Genomic DNA, 4,457 nt, shown 5'->3' on the forward strand with positions numbered 1-4,457 from the left:
TGGCCTCCCGGTGGCCGTGAGCGTCCCGGTAGTCTTGCGACGGTGACCCCGGTATTCGTCGACGTCGACACCGGTGTCGACGACGCGCTGGCGTTGCTGTACCTGCTGGGCAGCCCCGGTGCCAACCTGGTTGGCATCGCCTCGACCGGTGGAAACGTTGGAGTGGAACAGGTTTGCGAGAACAACCTGGGCCTGCTCGAGCTGTGCCGGATCAGCGGGGTGCCGGTTTCCAAGGGACCCGGCGACACCCTGACCGGACCGCTGCGTCCGCCCTCGAAGGTGCACGGCCCCCGCGGGCTGGGGTACGCCGACCTGCCGCCGAGCAGCCTCGAGCTCACCGGCCACGACTCCGCGACGGCCTGGGTGCGAGCGGCCCGCGCCTTCCCCGGTGAGCTGATCGGCGTGGCGACCGGCCCGTTGACGAACCTGGCGCTGGCGCTGCGCGCCGAGCCCGCGCTGCCGACGCTGCTGCGCCGGCTGGTGATCATGGGCGGCTCCTACGACCACCGCGGCAACGTCACGCCGGTGGCGGAATGGAACATGAGCGTGGACCCCGAGGCCGCCGCCGAGGTGCTCGCGGCGTTCAGCGCCGGGCGGGCGCAGCTGCCGGTCCTGTGCGGGCTGGACCTGACCCGCACCGTCGCGATGACGCCCGAGCACCTCGCCAGGCTGGCGGCCGCCGCGGGGTCGACGACCACGCCGATGAGCGTGAGCGACGAACGCGGTACCCGCTCGACGGCGTCCAACCCGTTGATCCGGGTGATCGAGGACGCGATGCGGTTCTACCTGGAGGCCTACCACGACAACGGGCACGGATTCGAGGCCCATCTGCACGACCCGCTGGCCGCCGCGGCGGCGCTGGAACCCGGGCTCGTCACCGTGCGCCCGGCGACGGTGGACGTCGAGCTCACGGGCGCCCACACCCGCGGCATGACGGTGACCGACTGGTCGGGGCGACGAGAACCCAATGCGCTCATCGGGGTTGAGGTCGACCCGGCGGCGTTCTTCGACCGGTTCATCGACCGGGTGGGGACGTTCGCACGTCGGCTGGCCTGAGTAGCCATGAAGGTTCGCCGCATCGAGATCGTTCGCGCGGGGTGGGGCGTCGCGCTGCTGGCGGCTCCCGGTGTCGTACTGACCCGGGTGCACGGCGTGCACGTCGACCGCCCTCGCTCGTCGTCGCCCGCATCCTGGGGGCGCGTCATCTCACCCAGGCGCTGTTGTCGGGCATCAACCCCACCCCCGAGGTGCTGGCAGCCGGCGTCTGGGTCGACACCGTGCACTCGATGACGGCGTTCGGCCTGGCCGGCGTCGACCGGCGGCGGGCCCGGGCGGGCGTGACCGACGGCGTCGTCGCCGCCGCGTGGGCCGGGCTGGGTCTACGGCACCTGCACACCGGCGAGGCCAAAACCTCGACCGGCGGCCTCCGGGACCGGTTGGCCCGCAACGTCATCGGGGCTCTGCCGGGCGGCCGGGGGCTGATGGCGCAGGCGCGGAGGGTCCGCGCCGAACAGGGGTAGCGCCGGCGTCGGGTCATCGCGATCCGCGTCCCCATCGCCGGGGAGCGACGCCGGGCGACGCCGCAAGTCATGCGGCTCGCGGCGTGGCGGCAAACCCGGTTTGGTGACCCGGCCGTCGGGTATTGCACCCGATATGGCCTTTGCCGATTACCAGACCGAGTTGTACAACCAGTCGCTGCACGGTCATCAGCCGCAGTACCCGATCGGGTTCGACGAGCTGGAGGCGCAAGCGAAAGTCGCGATGACGCCGAAGGTGCGGAGCTATGTGGCCGGAGGCGCCGGTGACGAGCACACCCAGCGCATCAACTGCGAGGCGTTCAAGCGCTGGGGCCTGTATCCGCGCATGGGCATCGCCCCCGCCGAGCGCGACCTGTCGGTCGAGTTGTTCGGGGTGAGGTTCCCCGCCCCGGTGTTCATGGCGCCGATCGGGGTGATCGGGGTGTGCGCCCAGGACGGCCACGGCGATTTGGCGTGTGCGCGGGCCTCCGTCCGCACCGGCATCCCGTTCTTCGTGGGGACGCTCACGGCGGACCCGATGGAGGACGTGGCCGCCGCGCTCGGTGACACGCCGGCGTTCTTCCAGCTGTACACCCCGCCGGACCGGGAGATGGCGGCCAGCCTGGTGCACCGCGCCGAGGCGTGCGGCTTCAAGGGCATCGCCGTCACCCTGGACACCTGGGTCACCGGGTGGCGCCCGCGCGACCTGGCCGGCGGGAACTACCCGCAGGTGCCCAGTGGGTGTCTGGCCAACTACACCAGCGACCCGGTGTTCCGCGCCGGCCTGAAACCTGGCGAGGACGCCAACGAGGCGGCGGTGCGCAAGTTGCCGATCTTCGGTGGCCCGTTCCGGTGGGACGACCTGGAGTGGCTGCGCTCGGAGACCACGCTGCCGCTGATGGTCAAGGGCATCTGCCACCCCGACGACGCGCGCCGCGCCAAAGACATCGGCGTCGACGGCATCTACTGCTCCAATCATGGTGGCCGCCAGGCCAACGGTGGGCTGCCCACGCTGGACGTCCTGCCGGAGGTGGTGGAGGCCGCCGACGGGCTGCCGGTGCTGTTCGACTCGGGGGTCCGCGGCGGCGACGACATCATCAAGGCCGTCGCGATGGGGGCGACCGCGGTGGGGATCGGCCGCCCGTACGCCTACGCCCTGGCGCTCGGCGGTGTCGACGGGGTGGTGCACGTGCTGCGCTCCCTGGTGGCCGAGGCGGATCTGATCATGGCCGTCGACGGCTATCCCTCGCTGAAGGACCTGACCCCCGAGGCGTTGCGCCGCATCGACTACGTTGACGCACAAAGTCATTCGTAGCTGTCATTCGTAGCCCCCCTCGAGGTACCAGCGCCGGCGGCGATAGCACAGCAGCAGCGCCCGCTCGCCTTCCAGCAACACCTGCGCGCGGGCGGTGCGGTTCCCCGCCCCGGCCGAACCCCGGTCGGGGTCCCACCACCGTTCGTCGACCGGCCACGGGCCGGCCCACCAGCGCAGCGGCTCGTCGGCGCCGTGCGCGATCATTCGCGCGGGGTCGGCGGAGAACAGCCCCCGGCCGGTCACCCGCACCGGATTTCCTTGGCCGTCAAGCAGTTCCACCGGCTCGTCGAGCAACACCGACGGCGACGGCTCGGGCAGCCGGCCGGGCCACGGCAGGGCGGGGTCGGCCCGCGGTGCCGGCTCGTCGCCCAGCGGGATCAACGTGATGCGTTCGGCCGGCCCGCGCCCGCCCGACAGCACCGGCACCCGCACCGCCTCCGGACCGAGCAGGCCCTGCACCCGCACCAGTGCCCGGCGGGCCCGCAGCCGGTCCTCCTCGCCCAGGCCACCCCATAACGGCAATTGCAGCGCCTCGGCGGACACCACCTCCACGGCGCGCAGCCGCAGCAGCGTCACCGGTGCCGTCGGGCGGGCCCGGGCATTCCGGGAGCTCAGCCACCCGTCCAGCTGCCAGCGCACCCGGTCGGCGGTGGCGTCCTCGGTCAACGGCTCGGCGCACCGCCAGACCCGGCTGCGCTCCTCGCCGCCCTCGGTGACGGCGTGGATGGCCAGCCGGGTGCACCCCACCCCGGCGGCCATCAGCGCCCGGTGCAAGGTGCCGGCCAGCAAACGCCCGGCGAACGCCGCGGCATCGACCCGGTCGATCGGCGGATCGCAGTCCAGCACGGCCTCGAGCTCCGGCGGCGGTTCCCGCCCGGACGGCCCCCGCTCGGGCTCGCCGCGGGCGAACTTGTGCGCGGTGACGCCGTCGGCGCCGAACCGGGAGGCCACGTCGGGGCGGGGCAGCGCGGCGAACTGTCCGATGGTGCGAATCCCCATCCGCCACAACAGGTCCGCCAACTCCTTCCGGCCCGGCCCGGCCAGGCTCGGCTCGGTGGCCAGCTGACGGATCGACAGCGCCGACAGGAATTTCGCGTCGCCGCCGGGTTGGACGATCCGGCCCGCACGCGCGGCGAAGACCGCGGTGGACAGCTGGTCGGCGACCCCGACCTGACACTCGGCGCCGGACATGGCCACCGCGTCGATCAGCTGCTCGGCGGCCCGTTGCTCGGACCCGAAATAGCGAGCGGCCCCGCGCACCGGCAGCACCAGGAGCCCGGGGCGCAACACCTCGGCGCGGGGCACCAGATCGTCGACCGCCGCGATCACCGCCTCGAAGAGGCGGGCGTCGCGGTCGGCGTCGGCGGTCGCCACGTGTAGTTGCGGGCAGCGGGCCGCCGCCTCCCGGCGGCGCAGCCCCCTGCGCACCCCCGCCACGCGAGCGGCCGCCGAGCAGGCGATCACCCGGTTGGCCAGGGTGACCGCGACCGGGGCCGTCGCGGACAGGTCCGCCGCCACCGCCGCCGCGACCGCGGGCCAGTCCATGCACCAGATCGCCAGCACCCGGGAAGAAGCCACCGGAATCACCCCGTCCGCGCCCGGCCGACCGTCCGGCCCGCGCACAC

General features: G+C 73.3%; 4 protein-coding genes. 3 read left to right on the forward strand and 1 reads right to left on the reverse strand.

Going from position 1 to position 4,457, the window contains the following annotated elements:
* Positions 1-42 precede the first annotated feature (42 nt).
* From AC2VOR_RS18625 to AC2VOR_RS18635, 3 genes are all read left to right on the forward strand, one after another.
* Positions 43-1,056, forward strand: coding sequence for a nucleoside hydrolase (locus AC2VOR_RS18625; protein ID WP_486964284.1), 1,014 nt, complete (start codon positions 43-45; stop codon positions 1,054-1,056).
* Positions 1,057-1,220: 164 nt separating this feature from the next.
* Positions 1,221-1,520: a hypothetical protein gene (locus tag AC2VOR_RS18630; RefSeq protein WP_486964285.1), complete on the forward strand. Its 300-nt coding sequence runs from the start codon at positions 1,221-1,223 to the stop codon at positions 1,518-1,520.
* 133 nt (positions 1,521-1,653) lie between these two features.
* A complete protein-coding gene (locus tag AC2VOR_RS18635) occupies positions 1,654-2,832 on the forward strand; it encodes an alpha-hydroxy-acid oxidizing protein (protein ID WP_369740304.1) in 1,179 nt (392 codons plus the stop codon).
* A gap of 3 nt (positions 2,833-2,835) precedes the next feature.
* Here AC2VOR_RS18635 and AC2VOR_RS18640 read toward each other — a convergent pair whose 3' ends face one another.
* On the reverse strand, positions 2,836-4,377 hold the full coding sequence (locus tag AC2VOR_RS18640) for a DNA polymerase Y family protein (protein ID WP_486964286.1): 1,542 nt from the start codon (positions 4,375-4,377) through the stop codon (positions 2,836-2,838).
* Positions 4,378-4,457 lie beyond the last annotated feature (80 nt).

It is taken from the genome of Mycobacterium sp. TH-M103, assembly GCF_057473785.1.

What these genes read in the sequence shown, in the direction of transcription:
- AC2VOR_RS18635 (WP_369740304.1), top strand. Translation starts at nt 1,654, where the DNA reads ATGGCCTTTGCCGATTACCAGACCGAGTTGTACAACCAGTCGCTGCAC.
- AC2VOR_RS18640 (WP_486964286.1), bottom strand. Translation starts at nt 4,377, where the DNA reads ATGGACTGGCCCGCGGTCGCGGCGGCGGTGGCGGCGGACCTGTCCGCG.